Origin of the sequence: Variovorax sp. W1I1 (genome assembly GCF_030815625.1) — a bacterium.
Taxonomy (GTDB): Bacteria; Pseudomonadota; Gammaproteobacteria; order Burkholderiales; family Burkholderiaceae_C; genus Variovorax; species Variovorax paradoxus_C.
In genome coordinates this window covers 5,279,828-5,304,686 of the sequence record NZ_JAUSWZ010000001.1, presented here as the reverse complement: position 1 = coordinate 5,304,686, position 24,859 = coordinate 5,279,828, and the positions used below count along the sequence as shown (strand labels likewise).

Sequence of the window (24,859 nt, the reverse complement as noted above, 5' to 3'; positions counted from 1 at the left end):
TCTGCCTGCGTGTGTGGAGGGTGATGAAGAAGATCAGAAATCAACCAGGCTGAGACCGATGCTCAGAACGGTTCGCTTGCGGTTGTAGTCCACCAGCGTATCGCCGTAGCCATGGAAGAGCTGCGTGTGGAAGCGCAGGTTGCTCTTGGTCGGATCGCCGATGGCCTTCAGCCACTCGAGCCGCACCGAGCCGCGGCCGCTGTCGCGCAGGTTGTTGCGCACCGTGAGGCCCAGCGTGTTGTCGCGGTCGAGGTTCCAGCGGCCGGTGATTTCGGCGCGGCCGATGTAGTCGGAGATGTCGGGGTTGTCGTCCTTCGCGGCGCTCTCGGACATGCGCTTCCAGATGCGCCCGGTGATCTGGAACCGGTCGTCCAGTTCCGCGCCGCCCATCAGGTAGACGCGGTTCCAGCTGCGCGACAACGGCAAGGTCTGGCCGTTCGACTGGTGCACCAGCCCCACGCCGGTGTAGCGCCAGCGCCAGCCGCCGGGCAGCTTGAAGTCGGTCGGGTAGACATACATCAGCTCGGGTTCGTGGTCGGTGGTGCGGAACGGCCGCGAGATGTCGCCGTTGAACAGTTGCCAGGTCGACTGCTGCGAGTAGGCGAACCACAGCGAATCCTTCTTGACCGGGTCGTTCTGCGTGAGCAGGCCCTGCGCGAGCTTGGTGCGCACCGACAGGCCGATGCGCATCTCGTTGGCCTGGTAGGCGACGGCTTCGCCGGTGTGGCCGGCCGAGGGCGAGGTCGGCACTTGCGGCTTGTTGGTGGCGGCCGAGGCCGACACGTTGAGCGGCCGGTAGCCGCGAAAGCCGAAGGTGCCGCAGTCGGTGGCGTTCTCCAGTTCCCAGAAGCGCGAGAGCGCCGAGTACTGGCGGTCGCGGCAGCCTTCGCTGGTGGCCACCGAGATCACGCGGGTGGCGGGCATCGATCCGTCCACGGGCGGCGCGGGCTGCGTGCTGGCCAGCACCGGCGGCGCGACCGGCACCGACACCGAAGGCAGCGTCTGCTGCTGCGCCCAGCGGTCGAAGCAGGCGAGGCGGGCGTCGTTGTTGTTGCCGAGCGCGGTGCACTGCTGCCAGGTGAGCTGCGCATCGGCCAGCGGACTGGCGGGCTTGTCGACGGCCTGCGCGTAGGCGGCTGTGCCGCCCAGGCAGGCGGCGAACGTCAAGGACGTTGCGAAAAGGGCATGTGTGCGAGTAGTCATTGTTTTCCTTCCATGGCGCCCGTTTTGGTCAGCACGAACGGGTGCGTGCTGTCGTTTGCGGCATTGCGCCAGGTTCCCCTGAATTCGCGGCCGCAGGAGCGCGGCTGCAAGGTGCCGGCCCAGTTGCCGCTGATGGCGCGGCCGTCCAGCGATTCGTCGATGGAGAGGGCGCCCTCGTCGTCGACGTCGCCCGCGAGTTGCGCCACCGAAGGCTTGGCGCCGCCATCGGCGCTGCGTGTGATCGTGCCGCGCACGCCGGCGTAGTCGGGATGCTTGCCCAGTTGCACGACGGACACGGCGGGCTGGCCGTCGAAGCGCGCTTCCCAGCGGCCGTAGAGTGACTGCAAGGGCAGATCGCGCGCGTCGGTGGGGCAGTTGGGATCGACCGCTGCGCAGCCGGTGATGGCGAGCGCGGCCAGGGCGGCGAGCAGCGCTCTCATGGCGCCGCCGCGGCGGCCGCCTTCGCAGCCGCGCTGTCCTGTGCCTTCTGCGCGAACTCGGCGCGCAGCGCCTTGAGCTTCTCGCGCGGGTCTTCCTTCGTCGTGGTTTTGTCCAAGCCCATCTCGGCGATGAAGCGGCTCGGCTGGCAGGGCACCATGTCGCGGCCCTGCTTCCTCTTCTTGGTCCAGCTCACGGCCAGGGTGCGCTGCGCGCGGGTGATGCCCACGTACATCAGGCGGCGCTCTTCCTGCAGGCGCTGCGTCGTCTCGTCGCTCACCACCTTCTGGCGGCCGTTGTCGTCGTCGAGCTTGAAGGGCAGCATGCCCTCGGTCACGCCGATCAGCACCACGTGCGGCCACTCCAGGCCCTTGGAGGCGTGCAGCGTGGAGAGCGTGACCACGTTCTGGTCCTGCTCGCGTTCGCTGATGGTCGAGAGCAGCGAGATGGTCTGCGCCACCTCGAGCAGGCTCTTGCGTTCGGTTCCGCCGCTGTCGTCGTTGTCGTTGGCGCCCGAGGCGTCGTCCAGCGAACCGCCGGCGCGCTGCGACATCCAGTCGACGAACTCCATCACGTTGTTCCAGCGCGTGGCGGCGGCCGCCTCGCTCTCTTCGCCGTCGTAGAGATGGCGCTCGTAGTCGATTTCCTTGAGCCAGTCGAGCATGAAGGTGCGCGAGGCCTCGGCGCCCATGGTGCGGCGCGCGCGGTATTCCAGGTCGTTGATGTAGCGGCCGAACTCGTGCACGCCGTCAAGCGTGCGCTTGGGAATCACGCTGGGAAGCGACGGGCTGAACAGCGCCGCGAACAGGCTCAGCTTGTACTGGCTCGCGAAGGTGCCCAGGCTCGCGAGCGTGGTGTGGCCGATGCCGCGCTTGGGCGTGGTGATGGCGCGCAGGAACGCGGGGTCGTCGTCGTTGTTGACCCACAGGCGAAACCAGCCGCACAGGTCCTTGATCTCGGCGCGGTCGAAGAAGCTCTGGCCTCCCGACACCTTGTAGGGAATCTGCGCCCGGCGCAGCGCCTGCTCCAGGATCCGCGCCTGGTGGTTGGCGCGGTAGAGGATGGCGAAGTCGCGAAACTCCTTGTGCTGCGCCCCTTGCGTGACGGCATCGCCCGCGCGCAGGCTCACGATGCGCGCCACCGCGCGTTCGGCCTCGTGCAGCTCGGTGTCGGCATCGACCACGCGCACTGGCTCGCCTTCGCCCAGCTCGGAGAACAGCGTCTTGGGAAACAGCTTGGGGTTAGGGCCGATCACGTTGTTGGCCGCACGCAGGATGGCGCTGGTGGAACGGTAGTTCTGCTCCAGCTTGATGACCTTGAGCGTCGGGTAGTCGATCGGCAGCTTCTTCAGGTTGTCCAGCGTGGCGCCGCGCCAGCCGTAGATCGACTGGTCGTCGTCGCCCACGGCGGTGAAGCGGGCGCGGTCGCCGGCCAGGGCCTTCAGCACTTCGTACTGCGTGGCGTTGGTGTCCTGGTATTCGTCGACCAGGATGTGGCCGAGCGCGGCCTGCCACTTGGCGCGCACCTCGGGAAAGTCGTGCAGCAGCCTGAGCGGCATGCCGATCAGGTCATCGAAGTCGACGCTCTGGTAGGCCTGCAGCCGCTCCTCGTAATGGCGCATGACCTCGGCCGTGATGCGCTCGTTGTCGTCCACCGCGGCGGCGGCGGCCTGCTGGGCATCGAGGCCCATGTTCTTCCACTTGCTGATGGTCCACTGCCAGATGCGGGCGGTGGCGATGTCGGTGGTGCCGCCGGCGTCCTTCAGGATCTTGGTCACGTCGTCGCTGTCCAGGATGCTGAAGGCGGGCTTCAGGCCCAGCACCGCGCCGTCTTCCCGCATCATGCGCACGCCCAGCGCGTGGAAGGTGCAGACGATCACCTTGCGCGCGTCCCGGCCGATCAGGTCTTTGGCGCGTTCGCGCATTTCGGCGGCCGCCTTGTTCGTGAAGGTGATGGCCGCGATGCGCTTGGGTTCGAGGCCGGCCTGGATCAGCCGGCCGATCTTGTGCGTGATGACCCGCGTCTTGCCCGAGCCCGCGCCTGCCAGCACGAGGCAGGGACCGTGCATGTAGTTGACCGCTTCTTGTTGCGCGAGATTGAGACCGTGGGACATGTGCAGAGGGAGAACCGGAGAACGCCGTGGGGAACGGCAGGCGCAAAGCGGGCAATGATACGGGGCCGGCCCCACCGGACGTTGTAGGCGGCGCACGCAGGGCGCATGCAGGAAAAGGGCCAGGAAGGGCCAGGAAGGCTAGGAATGGCCCGGGCAACGACAATCGCGCGGTGCTGCCTGTATTTCTTGTAACTTTTCCTTTCTTCGCGCTGATCGCGGCCGGCTATGCCGCCGCCCGCGCCCGCCTCCTGCCGCTGGAGGCGATTCCCGGCCTCAACACCTTCGTGCTGTATTTCGCGCTGCCCTGCATGCTGCTGCGCTTCGGCGCCGGCACGCCGATCGCGCAGCTGCTCGATGGCAGCGTGGCACTGATCTGGGGCGCGAGCGCGCTGGCCGTGGTGGCGGGCGTGGTCATGCTCACCCGCAATGCGCGCATCGGCTGGAACGACGCGGCCTTCGGCGCACTGGTGGCGGCCTTTCCGAACACCGGCTTCATGGGCGTGCCGCTCTTGGTGGCGATCCTCGGCGCGCAGGCGGCCGGGCCGATGATCATCACGATCGCGTTCGACCTGGTCGTGACTTCGTCGCTGTGCATTGCGCTGTCGCGGCTCGACGGCGCCGGCGAGGCCGGCAGTGGGGGGCGGCATGGGGCCTCGCAGGCGGCGCGCAAGGCGCTGCGCGGCATCGTCGTGAACCCGATGCCTTGGTCGATTCTGCTGGGCGTGCTCTTGTCGGCCGCGCGCTGGCAATTGCCGGGGCCCATCGACCGCACCATCGCCATGCTCGCGGATGCGGCTTCGCCTGTGGCGCTCTTCACCATCGGCGCGGTGCTGGCGCGCTCCGCTTTGCTGGCGCGCGAGCACGTGGCGAGCGCCGCGGTGGCCGAGGCCATGGGAACGGGAGGCGCCGCCATGCCCAAGGCGCCGCTCGCCGACGTGCTGCCGGTGGTGGCGGTGAAGCTGCTGCTGCATCCGGTGCTGGTGTGGGCGCTGGGCGCGGGCGCCATCGCGCTGGGACTGCCGCTCTCGCACGCGGCGCTGGTGGTGATCGTGCTGGTCGCTGCGCTGCCGAGTGCGAGCAATGTGTCGATGCTGGCCGAGCGCTTCGGTGCGGACAACGGGCGCATCGCACGCATCATCCTGTGGACGACGGTGGCGGCGTTCTTCAGCTTTCCGCTGGCGGTCGGGCTGCTGCGCTGAGGCGACGGGCTACGGCGTGAGGACGCCGAGCTTGTACGGATCGGCATCCGAGATGCGCTCGCACTTCGAGAAATCGCGGCCCTGCGTGCCGTCGCAGTAGTAGGCGTTGTAGATGCGGCCGAAGAGCGTGGGGCTCGCGGTGAAGAGGATGCCGTGATCCGGCTGCCAGTTGTCTCTCACGTCTTTCACGGGCGGGACACTGGCCTCCACCGGTTTCGCCGTCGCCGTGCCCGCCGTGCTGGCGGTTGGGGGCGTGAAGTCGGCCAGTGTCTTATGGGCTTCCTCGCCGCGCCAGCGCACGGCCAGCTCGGCCGCCGTGGGGCGCGCGGCCACCGGCAGCAGGATGCCGTTGACCTGGAAGCCATAACCGAATCGATGCGTCTTGCCCGCAAGGAACGCGTAAGCGCAGGCGGCCATGCACTGGCCGCGGATCTCGGTGTCGACGCCGCTCGCGCGAATGGCGTCTGCAAAGGCGCCCGCCGCATCGGCGGTGCCGCCGGAGAGGTCTTCGAACACCACGGTGCGCACGGTGCCGCTTGCCAGCTGTTCGGTGAAGGTCTTGATCGCGCTGCCGTCGAGCATGCCCGACACCACCAGTTCGCGGCCTTGCAATTCGATGTCCGCCGCGGTGGCGGCAACCGGTGTGCCGACCATGCCGGCAACGGCGGCGATGCACGCAAGCGAGAGGACCCAACCAGGAAGAAACGACGGTTTCACGGCGACCTTTGCGTGTGAGCGAGCGAGCTTGCTTGGAACCCGGGGCACCGCGTCGGTTCGCGGGTTTACTGCGCGTTTACAGCTTGAACAGCCTCATGGCATCGCGTCAACACCTTTTGCAGATTATTTCTGGGTAATCACAGGGCAGGCCGTAAGTCGTAGGCATCGATATGCCTTCAGTTGAATGCTTGAGTTTGCAGATGCGCTGCTAAAGTGGTTCCAGGTCAAAGATGTGAAGACGTGAATAGGGCGCGTGATGGCAATACTGGTTCGCATCCTGCTGTGGATGGCATGGCTCGCCGGCGTGGGCTGGGTGTGGCATGTCGGTCTGCTGGGCACGGCGGCGTCGATCGCGCTGGCCGCGTTGAGCCTCGTGGTGTTCGCATGGCCGGGCAGCATTGCGCGGCGCCGGCATCACCGCGAGCTGCGCTATGTCGACATGGGCAAGGAGCCCACCGGCCACCACTGATCTCTGAGTTCTTGGAATGAACGCGACGTTGTCGGCGTCGTTTCAGGACGCGGCCGGCTGCTGCATGCGCTGGAACTCGTGGCGCTTCATCGTCAAGTAGTCGCTCTTCTCGATCTCGTGAAGCTGCTTGGCGTACTGCTCCGTCGCATCGAACCACGCACCAAGGCGCTGCTCGAGCTGGCCCGCGGCGGGCGCATCGAGATAGCTGTCGATCGCGAGGTAGTAGCGCATGGTGTTGCGCTCCACCACGCCGCGCACGCCGCCGATGTAGCCGCCCTGTCCCGCGGGCGTGAAGCCGACCTTGTCGCTGCCGAGCGTGGCGAGGTAGCCCTTCATCGCGAGCCGCGCCGCCGTGCCGTAGGCATACGCGTAGCGCAGGTGGATCGCCGTCTTGCCGCCGTCGGCCGGCGTCGCTTCGAACACGATGCTGTAGTCGCGTGTGGAAAGCGGGCCGGTGTCCGCGCTCAGGCGCACGTTGAGGTAGTTCGCATCCGCCTTGCCCGGCGTGTAGGCGAACGCGATGGTCTGCGCATCCGACAGCGGCTGGTCGAACTTGCGGCCGATGGCCACCGCCAGCGTGGCGCCGCCGCCCTTCACCGCGCAGTGCTTGGTGTTGAGGTGGAGCATCAGCACCTGGCACCACGCGGCCGGCTCCCGCAGCGCGCCGCTCACTTGCGCGAAGGGATGGTCCACCAGCGCATAGACGTCGCCGCTCAAGCGATCCGCGGCCTCGCTCGATTCGAGTGCGAGCGGCCGGCGGAAGGCATTGCGTTCCAGTTGTGGCGCGAGCGCCTGCAGCTTCGCGCGCAGTGCGGCGGCGGCTCCGGTATCAGTGGATGGCTGCTGCGCCAGGGCCGGCGCCGATGCGGCCACCAGCGCGATGGCGACGATCGAGAGGCCGGTCCGACGCGCCACGGAAGCGAGGGTGTTGTTCATGCCGGCTCACCTTGGCGCCGCCAGCCGCTGCGCCGTGCAGGACAACCGGCTCAGATGCTGTGCGGATCGACGTCGACCAGCCAGCGGATCACGCCCTTGCCTTCCGGCGTGCGGCGCAGTTCGTGCAGCAATGGCTGCCAGCTCGCCAGCAGGCGCTGCAGCGCGGCGCGCGAAGGGCTTTCGATCAGCATCTGCGCGCGCTCCACGTTGGCCACGCGCTGGATCGAAAGCGGCACCGCCGGGTAGCGCGTGACGATGTCGGCGCCGGGCAGCGCCTCGGCCGCATCGGCCGCGATGTTCAGGAAGGCCTGCGCCACCGACTGCTCGCGCGCATCGGCGCGCAGCAGCGCCTGGAACGCGAAGGGCGGCATCGCGGCGGCCTGGCGCTCGTCGAGTTGCTGCTTGGCGAACGCGGTGTAGTCGTGCTTGCGCAGCGCCATGAAAAGCGGGTGCTGCGAGTGGAAGGTCTGGATCCACATTTCGGCCGTCGCGCCCTGCGCTGCGAGATACGCGGCGTCGCGTCCGGCGCGGCCGGCCGACTGCATCAACAGGCTGAACAGCCGCTCGGGCGCGCGGAAGTCGCTGGAGAACAGTGCGCCATCGGGGTTCACCGCGGCCACCAGCGTGATGCGCCGGAAGTCGTGGCCCTTGGCAATCATCTGCGTGCCGACCAGCACGTCGACTTCGCCCGCATGCACGGCGGCCAGTTGCGATTCGAGCGCGCCCTGTTTCTTGGTGCTGTCGGCGTCGATGCGCGCAATGCGCACCGCGCTGCCGTCGGGCCGTTTCACCGCGGCGAACAGTTCGGCCAGGTGCTCTTCGAGCCGTTCGGTGCCGCGGCCCACGGGCGCGATGTCGGGGTTGCCGCAGGCCGGGCAGGCGCGCGGCACGCGCTCGGTGAAGCCGCAGTGGTGGCAGCGCAGCGTGCGGTCGATCTTGTGGAACACGCGGTAGGCGCTGCAGTGCGGGCATTCGCTCTTCCAGCCGCAATCGCCGCAGGCCAGCACTGGCGCGTAGCCGCGGCGGTTCAGGAAAATCATGCTCTGCTCGCCGCGCGCGATGCGCTGGCCGATGGCGTCGAGCAACGCGCCCGAGAGCACGGTTTTCGGCGGCTGCAGGTTCATGTCGACCAGCCGCACCGCGGGCAACTCGCCGGCGCCGATGCGCGATGGCATTTCGAGACGCACATAGCGCCCGCCCGGATCGTCGCCTTCGGCGGGGCGGCTCTGGTGCCAGCTTTCGAGCGAGGGCGTGGCCGAGCCGAGGATCACCTTCGCGCCCTCGCGCTGGCCGCGCCACACGGCAAGGTCGCGCGCGGAATAACGGGCGCCTTCCTGCTGCTTGTAGCTCGGGTCGTGTTCTTCGTCGACCACGATGAGCTTCAGCCCCGGGATCGACGCGAACACCGCCATGCGCGTGCCCAGCACGATGCGCGCGGCGCCGCTGTGCGCCGCGAGCCAGCTCGCCAGCCGCTGCGGATTCGTCATGCCGCTGTGCAGCGACACGACGGCCTCGTCGCCGAAACGCGCCTTGAAGCGCGCTTCGAGCTGCGGCGTGAGGTTGATCTCGGGCACCATCACCAGCGCCTGCGCCTCGGGGTCGCGCGCGAGCAGGTCGGCCACGCAGCGCAGGTAGACCTCGGTCTTGCCGCTGCCGGTGCTGCCGACCAGGAGGAAGGTGCCGCTCTCCGCCTCGATGCGGGCCAGCGCCGCCGTCTGTTCCGGGCTCAGCGCGATCAGGTTGGCGGCTTCGGCCGTCTGGGCGACTGGGCCGGTCGTCGTCTTGCGCTTGAGCCGGCGCGCGAGCTGGGTCGTCGTCAGGTCGCGCAGTTGCGGCGGCAGGGCGGCCAGGGCGATCTCGCCGATCGAGCGCTGGTAGTAGCGCGCGGCAAAGGCCACGAGGTCGCGCCAGGCCTCGCCGAGCGGCGCCAGCGCGTCGAGCGCGGCGCCCACGGGCTTGAGCGCCATGTCGGGCTCGGCCCCGGTTCCTGCCAGCGAGGTGGGCTCGTTCCAGACCACGCCCAGCACCTCGCGCCGGCCCAGCGGCACCCGCACCAGCGTGCCGGGCACCAGCGGGGCGGCACCGGCGTAGCTCAGCAGGTCGCCGAGCGCGGCGTGCGCCGGCGTCTGCACCGCGATATCGAGACGCCACGCTGCGCCCGCCGGCGCGCTGTCAGGCGGCGGCGGAGCGGAGTTACCCGCGGTCGCGGCGTCCGTTTCGGGGGCGGGGCTGGTGGTGGAGATGGGGGACCTTGTTGGCAACGTTTGTTAATGCGACTTTGAGCAAATCCACTTAAGTCGTTGATTTTCCAGTGCTTTGCCCGCCATCCAGAGTTTCTGTGGATAACTTTGTTGACAACAGGGCTCGACACGCTGGCGAGCCTTGAAAATCAAGGCTCTCGCTGGATTGCCCCAAAAAAAAGCAAAGTTCAAATCCTATATAAATCAACAACTTACGCGTGCTATTGGTTTGGGAGCAAAGAAGGCGGTGCCTCAGATAATCTTGCGCAGTGCAACACGCGTTTTGTGCATAAGTCTGGCCCCCTAGACCGTTTTTGGGCTTGACAAACGGATTCGGAGCGGTTTTCCTGGGGCCATCCCGCGCGTTCGCGTGACCTGCCCCGGCGTGACAGTTTCAACCGCGCAGGGCGCGCGACTGCGTGTGAACCGCTTCGACCAGCGCCGCCACATGGTCGGGGGGCGTGAACTGGCTGATGCCGTGGCCCAGGTTGAAGATGTGCGTCGGCCCCTGCGCGCTGCGGTCGGCGTGCGGCTTGCCGAAAGCCCGCAGCACCTTGGCCACCTCGGCCTCGATCTGCGCAGGCGGGGCGAACAGCACGTTCGGGTCGATGTTGCCCTGCAGCGCCTTGGCCTTGCCGTCGCTGCCTTCGGCAATCTGGCGGCGCGCGGTGGCGAGGTTCACGGTCCAGTCCACGCCGAGCACTTCGCAGTCGAGCGCGCGCATGGCGTCGAGCCAGAGGCCGCCGCCCTTGGTGAACACGATGCGCGGCACGGGCTGGCCGTCGGCGCCGGTGCGCTTCAAGCCCGCGAGCACGCGTGCCGTGTAGGCGAGGCTGAATTCCTGGAAGGCGCCGTCGGCCAGCACGCCGCCCCAGCTGTCGAAGATCATCACGGCCTGCGCGCCGGCGTCGATCTGCGCATTGAGGTAGGTGGCCACCGAATCGGCGTTGACCGCGAGCACGCGGTGCATCAGGTCGGGGCGGCCGTAGAGCATGCTTTTCACGAGCCGGTAGTCGCTGGAGCCCGCGCCTTCGACCATGTAGCAGGCCAGCGTCCAGGGGCTGCCCGAGAAGCCGATCAGCGGCACCCGGCCGTCGAGCGCCTTGCGGATCGAGGCCACGGCGCTGAACACATAGCGCAGCTTGTCCATGTCGGGCACTTCGAGCGCGGCCACGGCTGCTTCATCGCGCACCGGCCGAGCGAAACGCGGGCCTTCGCCGGCTTCGAACGAGAGGCCGAGGCCCATGGCGTCGGGCACGGTGAGGATGTCGGAGAACAGGATCGCCGCATCCAGCGGATAGCGCGCGAGCGGCTGCAGCGTGACTTCGGTGGCGTAGTCGGTGTTGGTCGCCAGCCCCATGAAGCTGCCGGCCTTGGCGCGCGTGGCGACGTACTCCGGGAGGTAGCGGCCGGCCTGGCGCATGAGCCAGACGGGGGTGTGGTCGGTGGCCTGGCGCCAGCAGGCTCGCAGGAAAGTGTCGTTTTGCAATGGGGCGAAAGGCATTTCCCAATTGTCGCAGGGGCCCGCGCCCGCGGACGGGACCCCGTTCACACCTTCTCAGACCACCGGCACGCGCCGCGCATCCGCCGGGCTCACATTGCGCCGGTAGAGCACCAGCGTGGCGATCAGCCCGCAGATGGCGGCCGCCGTCATCCACAGGCCCGGTGCGCCCTTGTCGCCGGTCATCTCGATGAGCCCGGTCGCGATGGCCGGCGTGAACCCGCCGAACAGCGCCGTCGCCAGGCTGTACGCCAGCGAGAAGCCGGCCGTTCGCACGTTCACCGGCATCACCTCGGTGAGCGCCACCACCATCGCGCCGTTGTAGCTCGCGTAGAGGAACGAGAGCCACAGTTCCACTTCAAGCATGCGCACAAAGCTCGGCGCGCCGACCAGCCACTTGAGCGACGGGTACGCGGTGAGGATGGTCAGCACCGTGAACAAGATCAGCAGCGGTTTGCGCCCCACGCGGTCCGACAGCGCGCCCATGATCGGCAGCCAGATGAAGTTCGAAATCGCCACGCACAACGTGACGATGAGCGCATCGGTCGTGCTCAGGTGCAGCACCGACTTGCCGAAGGTCGGCGTGTAGACCGTGATCAGGTAGAACGACACGGTGGTCATCGACACCAGCATCATCCCGGCGACCACGAGGCCCCAGTTGGCGACCATCGACTGGAAGATCTCGCGCGCATCGGGGCGGTGCTTGCGCGCCATGAACTCCTCGGTCTCCTGCAGCGAGCGGCGAATAATGAACAGCACCGGCACGATCAGGCAGCCGACGAAGAAGGGCACGCGCCAGTAGAAGTCGCCGATCTCCTGCGAGGTGAAGGTCACGTTGAGCCAGTAGCCGAGCGCCGCCGCCACCACGATGGCGACCTGCTGGCTCGCCGACTGCCAGCTCACGTAGAAGCCCTTGCGGCCCGGCGTGGCCATCTCCGAGAGATACACCGACACGCCGCCCAACTCCACGCCCGCCGAGAAGCCCTGCAGCAGACGGCCGATGAGCACCAGGAGCGGCGCGATGACGCCGATGGTCGCGTAGGCCGGCACGCAGGCGATGAGCAGCGTGCCAAGCGCCATCAGCGCCAGCGTGACGATGAGGCCCTTGCGGCGGCCGACGCGGTCGACATACGCGCCCAGGAAAATCGCGCCCAGCGGACGCATCAGGAAGCCCGCGCCGAAGGTCATGAAGGTGAGCATCAGCGAGGCGAACTCGTTGCCCGCGGGGAAGAACGCCTTCGAGATCTGCGTGGCGTAGAAGCCGAACAGGAAGAAGTCGAACATCTCCATGAAGTTGCCGCCGGTCACGCGCAGGACCGTGGCGAATTTCGAGGAGGAAGAAGCCGTGGTGGAAGAAGGGCGGGCGGCCGCGCCTTGTTGCGCAGCGGAGGGCGCAGGATTCATCTTGTTGTCCCCTTGGGCGATGTGTATGCACCAAGGGTAGGCCGGGCTCCCCGACCGCTACCTGACGCCGCGGGTCAGGTAGCTGTCACTCGAAGAGTGACGGTGTGCGCTTGTGCGCGCGTCAGGCTTTGTACTTGATCGAGCAGCCGTAGGGCCGCGTCGTGCTCGCAGAGATCGGCTTGCCGCCGAAGGCTTCGCCCAGTGCCTGGTTCACGTAGTTGGTGGCGGTCTTGATGTCGTCCGCGCGCGCCGAGGCGATGCTGTCGATGCCGCCCGCATACACCAGCGTGCCCTTGGGGTCGATGATGAAGATGTGCGGCGTGGTGCGCGCGCCGTAGACCTGGCCGATGACGCCGTCTTCGTCCATCAGCACCGCGGTGGGCGCGGCCGATTGCGACTTCATCCAGGCATCGAGCGCGTCGGCCTTCAGGTAGTCGCTCGCGGCGCGTTCGGTGGAATTGATGGCCAGCCACACCACGCCCTTGTCGGTCGCGGCCTTCTGCGTGGCGGGCATGTTGCCGCTGCCGTAGTGCTTGCGCACGAAGGGGCAGCCGGGGTTGGTCCATTCGAGCACGACGAACTTGCCGGCGAAGTCCGAGAGCTTGTGCTTGGCGCCGGTGGTGTCGACGGCGACGAAGTCGGGCGCCTTCTGGCCCACGGCCGGTGCGGCAAAAGCGTTGGTGCCCATCAGGAAGGCACCGCCGAGCGCGACAGCGGCGGCGACGACGGCACGGCGGGAGGCTCGGCTCAGGGCGGCGCGGGCATGGCGCGCGGCACGAAGGGAACGCGAGTCGGAGGTTGGCGAAAGAGACATGGCCAGCGTGAGCTCCATTAGAAAATTCCAAACGACAACTGCAGCTTAGAACCGTTTCTTCAAGTGCATGTGACAACCCATGTCACGCAGGTGGTCAAAGCGCGGCAAGTGCGGCGCGGACCTCGTCCTTACCCAAAATTTCAGTCAGCACGACCGGTGCCTTGCCCGGCGCCTGCAGCACATAGACCGGCACGCCGCTGCGGCCTAGCGCGGTGAGCGCGGCGGTGATGGCGGGGTCGCGGCGGGTCCAGTCGGCACGCAGCATCGCGACCTTCTTGGCATCGAAATCGGCCAGCACCTCGGCATCGGCCAGCGTGCGCTTCTTGTTGTACTGGCAGGTCACGCACCAGGCGGCGGTGAAGTCGATGAACACCGGTTGCCCCGCGCCCGAGAGCTCGCTCACGCGCTCGGCCGACCACGGCTGCCAGCGCTGCTCGGCGGTGCCGGCCGCGGCCAGCTTGGCCGGCTCCACGACTTGCAGGATGTTGCGGCCGATGGCGCCGGTCAGCACCGCGGTGAAGGCGACCAGCACGGTGGCGATCACCAGCCGCGTGCGGCCGCGCAGCGTGAACGCCCAGACGATGGCGGCCAGGCACACCAGGAGCGCGAGCAGCGTGCCCGCGCCGTCGATGCCGCTTTGCTGGCCGAGGATCCAGACCAGCCACGCCACGGTGGCGAACATCGGAAAGGCGAGCAGGCGGCGCAGCGTGCCCATCCACGGACCCGGCTTGGGCAGCAGGTAGGCGATGGCGGGCACGAAGCCGGCCACGAGGTAGGGCAGGGCGAGGCCGAGACCCAGCGCCGCGAACAGCAGCAGCGCCTGCGCGGCCGGCAGCCCGATCGCGAAGCCGAGCGATACGCCCATGAAAGGCGCGGTGCAGGGCGAGGCGATCACCACGGCGAGCACGCCCGAGAGGAAGTCGTTGGCCAGCGGATGCTTGGCCTGCGCGCTGCAGACCGACGACGGTGCCGCGCGGCCGAACTCGAACACGCCCACGAGGTTGAGGCCGATCAGCGTGAAGAGCCCCGCCAGCACCGCCACTACGCCCGGCGACTGCAGCTGGAAGCCCCAGCCCAGTTGCGCACCGGCGGCGCGCAGCGCGAGCATCGCGCCGCCGAGCGCGAGGAACGACAGCATCACGCCGCCGGTGTACGCGAGGCCTGCCTTGCGGTGCGCACTGGCGTTGCCCGCCTGCCGCGCGAAGCCCAGCACCTTGATCGCGAGGATCGGGAACACGCAGGGCATCAGGTTCAGCAGCAGGCCGCCGAGCAGCGCGCCCAGCAAGGCCATGGCGAAGGTGCCGGTGGGTTGGGCGGGCAGGTCGGCGGGCGATGCCGATGCGGCGGCGTTGGCGGCGTTTGCAGCGAGCGCGGCCTGCAGGGCCGGCGACACCTCGGCGCGCGCCGGCGTGGCGACGGTGGGCCAGGTGCCCGCGACCGGCGCTTCGGTGCGCCACGCCATTGGCTGGCCCGGCTGTCGGTCGGCTTCGGCGAGCGCGACCACCACCGGCATCACCGTCGGGCTCGCGCTGCGCTGGTCGGCCAGCGGCATCGTCGCGGTCCAGGTGTCGCCTTGCCAGCTTTGCGTCCAGTCCTTGCCGGAGACGGCCGCGGTGCGGATCACCTCGGGGGTCTCGGGGAAGAAGGCCAGCGTCTTGCCCTGCACGGCGGCCGGCAGGCCTTCGAGCTTCACTTGCAGGTTGTTGCCATTGACCTCGATGCCGCCCGGCTTGGCGAGCGGCTGGGGCTGGGCGGCCTGTGCCGCATCGAACTCGGCCTTGTGCAGCGCGGTCGAGCCCTGCAGCGGCAGCGAGAGCGTGAACTCGCCCTCTTCGGGAATGCATTCCTTGCGGCAGACCAGCCAGGAGGCCTTGAGCTTCACGTCCAACGCGGGCGTGCCGCCTGCGAGTGCCATCGGCGGCTTGTAGAGCGTCGACACCTCGAGCGGCACCGGCAGCAGCACGGTGTTCTCGTAGCCGTAGTTCGCGAGGTTGCCGACCGGAATCTTCTTCGGGACCGGCCAGGCGATCTCGCCGGTGGAGACGCCTGCGGGCAGCGTCCAGGTCAGCTCGGTGGGCAGGCCCGAATCGCCGGCGTTCTTCCAGTAGGTGTGCCACTCGGGCTGGTGCGTGATCTGCAGGCCGATCCAGGCTTGTGCGCCGGGCGCCACGCCATCGGGCGCATGCGCGACCAGTTCGGCGCGCACATGAGGGGTGGTGACGACGGCCCCGGTCTTGGAAGCCAGTTGCGCCGCAGCCGGCATGCTGGCTGCGGAGATTGCTATCAGAAGCGTAGCGAAATGGATGCGCGAGAGGATCATGCCGTCAGTCGGAGCAATTGGGCAGGACTAAGTTCCGGGGGCGTCAGGCTGCCGCGGCCGCCCAGCCCAGCACCACGCGCCGGCTGTTGGCGCTCTTCTTCTCGATCTTGGTGACGACCACGGTCCCTATCTCGGCGGTGTTCGCAACATGCGTGCCGCCGCAGGGCTGGAAGTCGATCTGCGTTTCACCCTCGCCACCGATGCGGATGGTGCGCACCGTGCCCGTGCCGCGCGGCGGCTGCACGCTCATGCTCTTGACGAGGGCCGGGTTGGCGTCGAGCTCCTCGTCGGTGATCGCGCCCACGGTCAGCGGATGCGCCGCCTCGACCAAGCGGGCGAGGCCGGCGGTGAGCGCTTCCTTGTCGAGCGGATCGGTCATGTGGAAATCGATGCGCGCGTAGTCGGGCGTGATCGAGCAGCCGTTCACCGGCACCGGCACCAAGTGGCACAGCAGGTGGGAGGCGGTGTGGAAGCGCATCAGCCGGTGGCGGCGCTCCCAGTCGAGGCGGGCGGTGACGGTGTCGCCGGGCTTCAGCGCGGCCAGCAGCTCGGCTTGATCCGGGGCCGGCACGTGGACGAATTCGTTGGTCGGCTGGCCTTCTTCGTTCTTGGCCTTGCGGGTATCGGCGATGACGACTTCGCGGCCGTCGGCCAGGGCCAACACGCCGGCGTCTCCCGCCTGCCCGCCGCCCAGCGGATAGAACACCGTGCGGTCCAGCACGATGCCGGCTTCGTCGATGCGCAGGATGCGGGCTTCGCAGGTGCGCAGGTAGGCGTCGGCACGGAACAGGTCGTCGGTCATGCGGCGATGGTAGCGGCGATGCGCGATTGGGGTGCGCCCACGCCAGAAAGCGCCCACGACCGACAGCCCCGGGGTGGGCGGCCCATGGATGATCCGCCCGGTATGCGGCCTCCGCCGCGAAGGATCACGCATGAAAGCTCCGCAGCAAGCACCCACCTGCATCGTCCGCGCATCGCAGATATCCGCCCTGGCCGTCGCCGCTGCCCTGCTGGTGGCCGGCTGCGGCGAGGCCGCCAAGCTGGCGCCCGAGGTCACGACCGGCCCCCGCCCGCAGTTGACCGAGCCGAACAAGACCCTGATTCCCACCGTGAACGTCGCGACCGCCATCGGCTGGACCGACGCCGCCGCGCCCACTCCCGCCGAAGGCCTGCGAGTGACGGCATTGGCGCGCGGCCTGGACCATCCGCGCTGGGTCTACACCCTGCCCAACGGCGACGTGCTGGTGGCCGAGAGCAACAAGCCGCCCAAGCCCGGCGGCAGCAGCGACGGCGGCAGCGGCCCGGTCGCCAAGATCCGCAACTGGGTCATGGGCAAGGTCATGGCCCGCGCCGGTGCCGGCGTGCCCAGCCCGAACCGCATCACCTTGCTGCGCGACGCCGACGGCGACGGCGTGGCCGAGGTCAAGCAGGTCTTCATGACCAACCTGATGTCGCCCTACGGCATGGCGCTGGTGGGCAACGAGCTTTTCATCGCGAATGCCGATGCGCTCGTGAAGGTGCCCTACACCGAGGGCGAGACCTCGGTGAAGGTCAATCCCACGCTGGTGACGCAGCTGCCCGCGGGCATCAACCACCACTGGACCAAGAACGTGATCGCCAATGCCGACGGCACCAAGCTCTACGTGACCGTCGGCTCCAACAGCAACATCGGCGAGAACGGCCTCGCCGCCGAGGAAGGCCGCGCCGCGATCTGGGAGGTCGATGCGAAGACCGGCGAGAAGCGCCTCTTCGCGAGTGGCCTGCGCAACCCCAACGGCATGGGCTGGGACCCCGACACCAACGTGCTGTGGACCGTGGTGAACGAGCGCGACGAGATCGGCAGCGACCTCGTGCCCGACTACCTCACCTCGGTGAAGGAGGGCGCGTTCTACGGCTGGCCCTGGACCTACTACGGCGGCATCGTCGATGCCCGCGTGACCCCGCAGAACCCCGAGATGGCGGCCAAGGCGATCGCACCCGACTACGCGCTCGGCTCGCACGTCGCGCCGCTCGGCATGACGTTCTCGCACGCGCGCGGCATGCCGCCGGAGTTCGCGAGCGGCGTCTTCATCGGCGAGCACGGTTCGTGGAACCGCAAGCCCAAGTCGGGCTACAAGGTGGTGTTCGTGCCATTCATCGGCGGCAAGCCGAGCGGGCCGCCGGTGGACATCCTCACCGGCTTCCTTACGGCCGACGAGAAGGCGCAGGGCCGGCCGGTGGGCGTGGCGCTCGACAAGAGCGGCGCGCTGCTGGTGGCGGACGACGTGGGCAACGCGGTGTGGCGCGTGTCGCGCGCGAAGCCCAACTGAGCCGGGCCCTCAGTTCCTGCGCGCCGACGACAGCCGCGGGACCAGTTGTGCCGCAGGCCCGTCGACCCGGCGTGTCGCGGTGTCGCCGCGCAGGTGGTCGAACAAGAGCGCGATGGCCTGCTGCGAGACTTCTTCCAGGTGCAGGTCCACCGCTGTGAGCGGCGGCACGCTGGTGCGGGCGCGCACGCCGTCGTAGCGCGTCGCGACCATCACGTCGTCGGGAATGCGCCGACCCGATTCGACGATCGCCGCGACCGCGCCGGTCGCGAACGCGTCCACTGGCACGCAGAAGGCATCGATGCCGGGTTCGGCCGCCAGCATCGCGAGCGCGGCTTCGCGGCCGCCGTTTTCTCCCTTGACCTCGTCGACCAGCGACATGAGCGGCGCTTGCCCGTGCGTCTCGGCGAAGTCGAGGTAGGCCGCCCGGCCCTCCAGGTACGAGTTGCGCTGCGCCGAGCCGAGGATCATGGCGACTTGGCGGGCGCCCTGCGCATGCAGATGGTCGAGCAGGAGGCGCGTGGTCTGACCCGAATGGATGTCGACGTAGGGCGGCATCGCCGCGCCGCCCGCCGCGTCTTCCGCCGGCTTGCCGATAGTGACCACCGGCAGGCCGCGGCGCAGCAGATAGTCCAGGTTCGGATCGCCCGCGGAGGGCTCGATGACCAGCGCACCGTCCACGTCCAGCAGTTCCATCGGCACGCGGCCGGTTTCCATCGGCGGGGCGAGCACCAGCGCGAGGCTGCGATCGAGCGCCGCCGCGGCCGCCACCGCCGCCACTTCCATCATGAAGCCGAGCCGCGAAGGCCCGCCCGCCACCGCGAAAGGCATCGACGAGAGCAGCACGATCATGTGCGCCTCGCCGGTGCGCAGCCGCTGCGCGTTGCGGTTCGGGCGGTAGCCCAGCTTCAATGCGGCCCGCTCCACCCGTGCGCGGGTCTCGGCGTCGACCTGGCCCCGGGCGTTGAGCGCGTGGGACACGGTGGTCGGCGACACGCCCGCTTCCCGCGCCACGTCCTTGATATTTGCGCGCGGCAATGGATCAGTGCTCATCCCGTTGACCTTTTCGAAAAGCGGTGATTCAATTCCCAAATCGTTTTGGGCCAAGTGTCCCGGAATGTACTTCACCCGCTTCGGCGGCTTTTTTTGCCAGTGCGCCCAAATCGATTTGGGCGCTGTCCCGGTTCAAGGATTCCGACCATGTCCCGTGTTTCCGATGCCTCCCCCGCGCCCTCGACGGCCACTGCCGCCACGGCACCCGTCGATGCCGTGCTGCCCCTGTCGCAACTGCTCCTCTTCGGCCTGCAGCACGTGCTGGTGATGGCGGCCGTGCCGATCACCTCGGTGTTCCTCGTGGCCAAGGCGCTGGGGCTGCCCGCGGCGCTCACGGTGAACCTGATCAGCGCCACCTTTCTCCTGTGCGGCGTGGGCACGCTGCTGCAGTCGTTCGGGCCCTGGAAGTTCGGCGCGCGGCTGCCGTTCGTGATGGTGCCGGGCGGCGCGCCGATCGTGATGTTCGTGACCATCGCGCAGCAGCGCGACCTGCAGACCGCCTCGGGCGCGGTGATCCTCACGGCGCTGTTCTATTTCCTGGTGCTGCCGGTCTTTGCGCGCTGCCTGCGCTTCTTTCCGAAGATCGTCATCGGCACGCTGCTGCTGCTGGTGTCGATCAACCTCGTGAAGGTGTACGGCGGCATCATCGCGGGCAAGGCCGGCACGCCCACCTTCGCCGATCCGGTGAACATCGGGCTGGCGCTCGCGACCATCGGTTTCACGGTGCTGTTCGCGCGGCTGTTCAAGGGCACGCTGGGTCAGCTCGCGGTGCTGCTGGGGCTCCTGGCCGGCACGGTGCTCGCGGCCGGCTGCGGACTCATGGACTTCGGCGCGGTCGCCGCCGGCCCCTTCTGGAGCCTGCCGACTTTGCTGCCCTTCGGCATGCCGCGCTTCGACCTCGTGGCCGCCGTGCCGCTCCTGATCTTCAGCGTCATCTCGATGGTCGAGGCCACCGGCCAGACGGTGGCGGTGGCCGAAGTCGTGGGCCGGAAGATCGACCCGCGCGACGCGGTGCCGCGCACCATCCGAGGCGATGCGCTGGTGTCGCTCGCCGGCGGGCTCTTCGGCACCTCGATGATCATCACGAGCGGCGAGAACATCGGCATCGTGCGCGCCACCAACGTGCGTTCGCGCTACGTCACGGCGATGGCCGGTGCGATCCTGGTCCTCATTGCGCTGTCGGCGCCGCTCGGCCGCCTGGCCAGCGCCATTCCCTCGGCCGTGGTCGGCGGCACCGCGATGGTGGTGTTCGCGATCATCGGCACCATGGGCATCGACATGCTGCGCAAGGTCGACCTGCACGAGCGCGGCAACATGTTCGTGCTGGCCGGCGCGCTCACCATGGGGCTGCTGCCCATCGTCGTGCCGGGCCTGTACAGCCGCTTTCCCGACACGCTTCAGCTGGTGCTGGGCAATGGCCTGGCCATGGGGTCGCTCACGGCGGTGCTGCTCAACATGGTCTTCAACCGCGTCCACGCCGAGGCGCCCGCACCTGCCGAATTCGCCGAGCCTGCCGACATGGCCTCGGCTTCGCACTGAGCCCCAGCTTCTGGTTTCTTTCTCCTGTTCCTTTCCTTTTTCACCATGTCTCCTGAACTCGATGCCGCGCGCCTCGCGGCCGACGAGCTGCTGCTCGTTCCCGACCACCTGATGCTGCGCGACGGCCCTGTCATCGGCCATGCCGTGCATGTGGCCGGCGGGCGCTTTCGCGATGTCGGCCCCGCCGAGGTGCTGGCCGCGCGCCATCCGCACCTCGTGCCCGTGCAACTGCCCGGCAAGCTCCTGATGCCCGGAATGATCGACGCGCACCACCACCTCACACAGTCCTTCGGCAAGTCGCTGGCGTACGGCGAGCCGTCCGAGATCTTCCGGCGCGTGTGGGTGCCGCTCGAATCGAGCCTGGACGACGAGTTCGTCTATCTCGCCTCCAAGCTCGCGGCGCTCGAGTCGCTGCGCGGCGGTTTCACGACCGTGTGCGATGCGGGCACGCGCGCACCGGGCGACATCGGCGCGGTGGCCGCCGCCGTGCAGGAGGCCGGGCTGCGCTGCGTGCTCGGCCTGATCTGCAACGACGGCGGCAACGACAGCAGCGCGGCCGAGCGCGAGGCCATCCGGACGCGGGCCACGCAGTTCCTGCGGGACTGGTCGAACGCGCCGCTGGTGCATCCCTCGCTCGCCATCTCGGTGCCCGAGGCCGCTTCCGACGAAATGCTCGCCGGCGTGTCCGCGCTGTGCGCCGAGGCGCGCACCATCTTTCAGACGCATGTGAACGAACACCTGGCGTCGGTCGAGCGCTCGGTGGTGCAGCGCGGCAAGCGGCCGCTCGAATTGCTCGCGCACCTGGGCGCGCTCGGCCCGCAGGTGCTGATCGCGCACGGCACGCTCGTCACGCCTGCCGAACTCATGCTGCTGCGTGACACCGACACCGCCGTGAGCTACAACCCCGTCGCCAGCCAGTGGAAGGGCAATGCCGTGGCGCCCGCGAACCTGATGGCCGCGCTGGGCATCCGCTTCGGCCTCGGCACCGACGCCACGCGCAGCGACGCCTTCCGCCTCATCGACGCGGCCGAGGCCGCGCAGAAGCTGGCCTTCGGCATGGCCATCGGCGACGCATCGAGCGGCGGCGGCTGGACCTGGCTCGACCACGCGACGCACGAAGGCGCGCGCGCCGTGGGCCTGGGCCATCTCACCGGCGAGATCGCCGTGGACAAGGCGGCCGACTTCCTGGTCGTCGATGTCGACACGCCCGAGATGTGCACCTCCGTCGACCTCACCTGGGACCTGGTGCGCTTGGGCAACCGCGACCAGATCACGGCCGTGTTCGTCGACGGACGCCTGCGCCTGTGGGAGGGCTGGCCGCCCGATTGGGATGCGCGGGCGCTGCAGCAGCGGCTCGCGCGCGCGGCGCATGCGGCCATCGAACGCGCACCCATCGTGCGGCTGCACCCGACGGCGGCCGAGCACCGCCGCCTGTCGCCCATGGCCCGCGCCTGGAACGCCCAGTGAGCGCGCAGCACCTCTTCCTCGTTTCGCTCGCCGTGCTGTTCGCCGCCTTCGTGCAGGGCGCGACCGGCGTCGGCTTCGCACTCATCGCGGCGCCGGTGATCGGCATCGTGCGTCCCGACCTGCTGCCTGTGTGCGTGCTGGTGCTGATGTTGCCGCTCAACCTCTACGTGATGTGGCGGGAGCGCGGCGCCATCGACCGCACCGGTGCCGGCTGGATCACCGGCGGGCGCGTGCTAGGCACCGCGGGCGGCCTCTGGGTGCTGGCGGCCCTGAGCGCGAGCCATCTGTCGCTGTTCGTGGGTCTCTCGACCATCGCTGCGGCGCTGGTCACGCTGATGATGCCGGCCTTCTCGCCGGGGCGTTCGGCCTTCGTGGCGGCGGGGCTGGTCACCGGCGTCACCGAGACCGCGACCGGCATCGGCGGGCCGCCGCTCGCGCTCGTCTACCAGCACGAACGCGCACCCACCATGCGCTCGACCATCGCGCTGTGCTTCCTGGTTGGCGAACTCGTGTCGCTCGCCACGCTGATGGCGACCGGCCGCATCGACGGTTCGCAACTGCGCGCCGCAGCCCTGCTGCTGCCCGCGCTGGTGGTGGGCGCGGTGCTCAGCCGCGTGGTGCATCGCCGCGTGAACGGCGGCTTCCTGCGCGTCTTCGTGCAGGTCTTCGCGATCGTCTCGGGCCTGGCGCTGCTGCTGCATTCATTCTGAAGCGCCGCGCGCGGCGGCCCATGCCGCGCGGTCCAGCCGGTAGAGCCGGTGCCGGCGCAGCGGGTGGCCTTCGGGCACCAGCGGGTGGTCGAAGGCGCCGGCCACGTCTTCGTGCATGCCGACGCGTTCCATCACAGCGGCCGAGCGCAGGTTGCCGACCGCGGTGAAGGCGACGATCTCGTCGAACCCGAGCCGCTCGAAGCCGACCTGCAACGCGCCGCGCGCAGCCTCGGTCGCGAAGCCCTGGCCCCACGCGTGGCGCGCAAGGCGCCAGCCGATCTCGACGCACGGTGAAAACGGCAGCGTGGCCAGCGGCACGTTCAGCCCGGTGAAGCCGACGAATTCTCCCGTTGCCTTGTGTTCCACGGCCCAGAAGCCCCAGCCGTTCTTCGCGATGAGTGCCCTTGCACGCTCGACCGAGGCGTCACTGTCGGCACGCGTCGGTAGCGGCAGCAGGAATTCCATGACCTGCGGGTCGGCCGCCATGGCGGCGAAGGGGGCGCAATCGCTCTCGCGCCACTGGCGCAGGCGAAGGCGGGCGGTGTCGAATTCGATCAATGGAGCGGTCATGCGGCGATTGTGAATCAGCGTAGTTTCATCATGTTGTGATGTAATTCGGGCTGCTCCGAACTCCCCTTGCGACACCAGCATCGACGCCGGACCCCGTCGCGCCACACCCCGCCATGACCCCCTCTTCCCACCCGCCGCGCGGCGATTTCGCGCTCAACGCGCGCCTGCTGCGCATCACCGCCATGGCGATCGTCATCGGCGCCATCAGCACCGTGGCCGCGCGCGTGCTGCTCGACCTGATCCGCTTCTTCACCAATCTCTTTTTCTTCCAGACCTTCTCGCTGGCCGACCGCTCGCCGGCCACGCACACGCTGGGCGCCTGGGTCATCGTGGTGCCGGTGATCGGCGGGCTCATCGTCGGGCTGATCGCGCGCTATGGCTCCGACAAGATCCGCGGCCACGGCATCCCCGAGGCCATCGAGGCGATCCTGTTCGGCAAGAGCAAGATGTCGCCGAAGGTCGCGGTGCTCAAGCCGTTGTCCTCGGGCATCGTGATCGGCAGCGGCGGGCCGTTCGGCGCCGAGGGGCCGATCATCATGACGGGCGGCGCCATCGGCTCGCTGATCGCGCAGTACTTCCACCTCACGGCTGCCGAGCGCAAGGCGCTGCTGGTGGCGGGCGCCACCGCCGGCATGACGGCCGTGTTCGGAACGCCGGTGGCCGCGGTGCTGCTGGCGGTCGAGCTGCTGCTGTTCGAGCTGCGCCCGCGCAGCCTCTTGCCGGTGGCCGTGGCCTGCGCGGTCGCGGGCTTCACACGGCCGCTCTTGATGGACGCGGGCCCGCTGTTCCCGCTGCAGACCGCTGTGCCCGGCCCGCTCGCGATGCTCTCCTGCATCGTCGCCGGCCTCCTGTGCGGGATGCTCTCGGCCTCACTCTCGATCTCGCTTTACAAGGTGGAAGACCTGTTCGGCAAGCTGCCGATCCACTGGATGTGGTGGCCGGCCATCGGCGGTCTCGCGGTCGGCATCGGCGGCTACTTCGAGCCGCGCGCGTTGGGCGTGGGCTACGACGTCATCGGCGACCTGCTGCACAACCACCTCGCGCTCGGCGTGGTGGCCGCGCTGCTCGCGGTGAAGGCGATCATCTGGGTCATCTCGCTGGGCTCGGGCACCTCGGGCGGCGTGCTGGCGCCGCTGCTCATGATGGGCGCGGGCCTGGGCGTGGTGCTCTCGCACGTGCTGCCGGGCAACGACCCGATGCTGTGGCCGCTGGTCTGCATGGCCGCCACGCTCGGCGGCGTGATGCGCGCGCCGCTCACCGCCACCATCTTCGCCTTCGGGCTCACGCACGACAGCAATGCGCTGCTGCCGCTGCTGACCACATCGGCCGTCGCCTACGGCTTCACCGTGCTCACGATGCGCCGCTCGATCCTCACCGAGAAGATCGCGCGCCGCGGTTATCACATCTACCGCGAATACGGCATCGACCCGCTGGAGCGCCACTCGGTCGAGGAAGTGATGACGCGCGAGGTGCGCAGCATCGATGCGGCGCTGCCCGTGGCCGAAGCGCTCGCGCAGTACTTCGGCGAAGGCCAGGTGCACCGCGCGTATCCGGTGCTGCGCGGCAGTGCGGTGATCGGCATGGCCGACCGCGCGATGCTCGCGGCGTTCAGCGTCGGCACCGTGGGCGATGCCTGCGAAGGTTCGGCGCCGCTGTTCGCGCTCGCGGGAGAAAACTGCCGCGTGGTGGCGACGCGCCTCGCGCGCCACCGGCTCGAGCGGCTGCCGGTCGTGAAGGATGCGCAGTCGCTCGCGCTGGTCGGACTCGTCGCGCGCAGCGACCTCATCAAGCCATCGCTTGCGCACTTCGACGAAGAAGAAAAGCGCGAGCGCATGCGCGGGCTGCCCTGGCAGGCCTGAG

General features: G+C 68.8%; 20 protein-coding genes. 7 read left to right on the top strand and 13 right to left on the bottom strand.

The window, feature by feature from the left end:
- Positions 1-33: 33 nt before the first annotated feature.
- From QFZ83_RS24835 to QFZ83_RS24825, 3 genes are read right to left on the bottom strand one after another with little or no spacing between them, the layout of a single operon-like run.
- Positions 34-1,203: a phospholipase A gene (locus QFZ83_RS24835; RefSeq protein WP_307510869.1), complete on the bottom strand. Its 1,170-nt coding sequence runs from the start codon at positions 1,201-1,203 to the stop codon at positions 34-36.
- A complete protein-coding gene (locus QFZ83_RS24830) occupies positions 1,200-1,643 on the bottom strand; it encodes a hypothetical protein (RefSeq protein ID WP_307510866.1) in 444 nt (147 codons plus the stop codon). The genes QFZ83_RS24835 and QFZ83_RS24830 overlap by 4 nt, the downstream gene beginning before the upstream one ends.
- Positions 1,640-3,754: an ATP-dependent helicase gene (locus tag QFZ83_RS24825; protein ID WP_307510865.1), complete on the bottom strand. Its 2,115-nt coding sequence runs from the start codon at positions 3,752-3,754 to the stop codon at positions 1,640-1,642. The genes QFZ83_RS24830 and QFZ83_RS24825 overlap by 4 nt, the downstream gene beginning before the upstream one ends.
- 170 nt (positions 3,755-3,924) lie before the next feature.
- Between QFZ83_RS24825 and QFZ83_RS24820 the strand changes: the two genes are divergently transcribed.
- Positions 3,925-4,953 (top strand): AEC family transporter, encoded by a 1,029-nt coding sequence (locus tag QFZ83_RS24820; protein ID WP_307510863.1) that lies wholly within the window; start codon positions 3,925-3,927, stop codon positions 4,951-4,953.
- 9 nt (positions 4,954-4,962) lie between these two features.
- Here QFZ83_RS24820 and QFZ83_RS24815 read toward each other — a convergent pair whose 3' ends face one another.
- Positions 4,963-5,670 carry a hypothetical protein gene (locus QFZ83_RS24815; protein WP_306882626.1) on the bottom strand — a complete coding sequence of 236 codons (708 nt, stop codon included), beginning with the start codon at positions 5,668-5,670 and terminating at the stop codon, positions 4,963-4,965.
- Between the two features lie 256 nt (positions 5,671-5,926).
- Here QFZ83_RS24815 and QFZ83_RS24810 point away from each other — a divergent pair, with 256 nt between their 5' ends.
- On the top strand, positions 5,927-6,139 hold the full coding sequence (locus QFZ83_RS24810) for a hypothetical protein (protein WP_307510862.1): 213 nt from the start codon (positions 5,927-5,929) through the stop codon (positions 6,137-6,139).
- Positions 6,140-6,181: 42 nt separating this feature from the next.
- Here the strand turns inward: QFZ83_RS24810 and QFZ83_RS24805 are convergent, their stop codons facing one another.
- The 7 genes from QFZ83_RS24805 to QFZ83_RS24775 form a co-directional block, all read right to left on the bottom strand.
- Entirely contained in the window at positions 6,182-7,075 is an 894-nt protein-coding gene (locus tag QFZ83_RS24805; RefSeq protein WP_307510861.1) for a hypothetical protein, read from the bottom strand.
- A gap of 50 nt (positions 7,076-7,125) precedes the next feature.
- Entirely contained in the window at positions 7,126-9,207 is a 2,082-nt protein-coding gene (gene priA, locus QFZ83_RS24800) for a primosomal protein N' (RefSeq protein ID WP_307512807.1), read from the bottom strand.
- A gap of 502 nt (positions 9,208-9,709) precedes the next feature.
- Positions 9,710-10,819, bottom strand: coding sequence for a uroporphyrinogen decarboxylase (gene hemE, locus QFZ83_RS24795; protein ID WP_307510859.1), 1,110 nt, complete (start codon positions 10,817-10,819; stop codon positions 9,710-9,712).
- Between the two features lie 54 nt (positions 10,820-10,873).
- Positions 10,874-12,220 carry an MFS transporter gene (locus QFZ83_RS24790; RefSeq protein ID WP_307510858.1) on the bottom strand — a complete coding sequence of 449 codons (1,347 nt, stop codon included), beginning with the start codon at positions 12,218-12,220 and terminating at the stop codon, positions 10,874-10,876.
- A 121-nt stretch (positions 12,221-12,341) separates the two neighbouring features.
- Positions 12,342-13,034 (bottom strand): redoxin domain-containing protein, encoded by a 693-nt coding sequence (locus QFZ83_RS24785; RefSeq protein ID WP_306882632.1) that lies wholly within the window; start codon positions 13,032-13,034, stop codon positions 12,342-12,344.
- A 94-nt stretch (positions 13,035-13,128) separates the two neighbouring features.
- A complete protein-coding gene (locus QFZ83_RS24780; protein ID WP_307510856.1) occupies positions 13,129-15,354 on the bottom strand; it encodes a protein-disulfide reductase DsbD in 2,226 nt (741 codons plus the stop codon).
- A gap of 43 nt (positions 15,355-15,397) precedes the next feature.
- Entirely contained in the window at positions 15,398-16,156 is a 759-nt protein-coding gene (locus tag QFZ83_RS24775; protein ID WP_307510854.1) for an alanyl-tRNA editing protein, read from the bottom strand.
- Between the two features lie 130 nt (positions 16,157-16,286).
- On the opposite strand from QFZ83_RS24775, the gene QFZ83_RS24770 reads away from it, so the two are divergent.
- Positions 16,287-17,663: a sorbosone dehydrogenase family protein gene (locus QFZ83_RS24770; protein ID WP_307510852.1), complete on the top strand. Its 1,377-nt coding sequence runs from the start codon at positions 16,287-16,289 to the stop codon at positions 17,661-17,663.
- Between the two features lie 9 nt (positions 17,664-17,672).
- Here the strand turns inward: QFZ83_RS24770 and QFZ83_RS24765 are convergent, their stop codons facing one another.
- Positions 17,673-18,713 (bottom strand): LacI family DNA-binding transcriptional regulator, encoded by a 1,041-nt coding sequence (locus QFZ83_RS24765; protein WP_307510851.1) that lies wholly within the window; start codon positions 18,711-18,713, stop codon positions 17,673-17,675.
- Between the two features lie 147 nt (positions 18,714-18,860).
- On the opposite strand from QFZ83_RS24765, the gene QFZ83_RS24760 reads away from it, so the two are divergent.
- Genes QFZ83_RS24760 through QFZ83_RS24750 form a run of 3 tightly spaced genes read left to right on the top strand, consistent with a single transcriptional unit; the run spans position 18,861 to position 22,429 of the window.
- The gene (locus QFZ83_RS24760; RefSeq protein ID WP_307510850.1) at positions 18,861-20,252 is read left to right on the top strand and encodes a uracil-xanthine permease family protein; all 1,392 of its coding nucleotides are present in this window, start codon (positions 18,861-18,863) and stop codon (positions 20,250-20,252) included.
- A gap of 45 nt (positions 20,253-20,297) precedes the next feature.
- Positions 20,298-21,719 carry an amidohydrolase family protein gene (locus QFZ83_RS24755; protein WP_307510848.1) on the top strand — a complete coding sequence of 474 codons (1,422 nt, stop codon included), beginning with the start codon at positions 20,298-20,300 and terminating at the stop codon, positions 21,717-21,719.
- Positions 21,716-22,429 (top strand): sulfite exporter TauE/SafE family protein, encoded by a 714-nt coding sequence (locus QFZ83_RS24750; protein ID WP_307510846.1) that lies wholly within the window; start codon positions 21,716-21,718, stop codon positions 22,427-22,429. The genes QFZ83_RS24755 and QFZ83_RS24750 overlap by 4 nt, the downstream gene beginning before the upstream one ends.
- Here the strand turns inward: QFZ83_RS24750 and QFZ83_RS24745 are convergent.
- Positions 22,421-22,999, bottom strand: coding sequence for a GNAT family N-acetyltransferase (locus tag QFZ83_RS24745; protein ID WP_307510845.1), 579 nt, complete (start codon positions 22,997-22,999; stop codon positions 22,421-22,423). The two genes, QFZ83_RS24750 and QFZ83_RS24745, sit on opposite strands and share 9 nt — an antisense overlap.
- A gap of 113 nt (positions 23,000-23,112) precedes the next feature.
- On the opposite strand from QFZ83_RS24745, the gene QFZ83_RS24740 reads away from it, so the two are divergent.
- Positions 23,113-24,858 (top strand): chloride channel protein, encoded by a 1,746-nt coding sequence (locus tag QFZ83_RS24740; protein ID WP_307510843.1) that lies wholly within the window; start codon positions 23,113-23,115, stop codon positions 24,856-24,858.
- Position 24,859 lies beyond the last annotated feature (1 nt).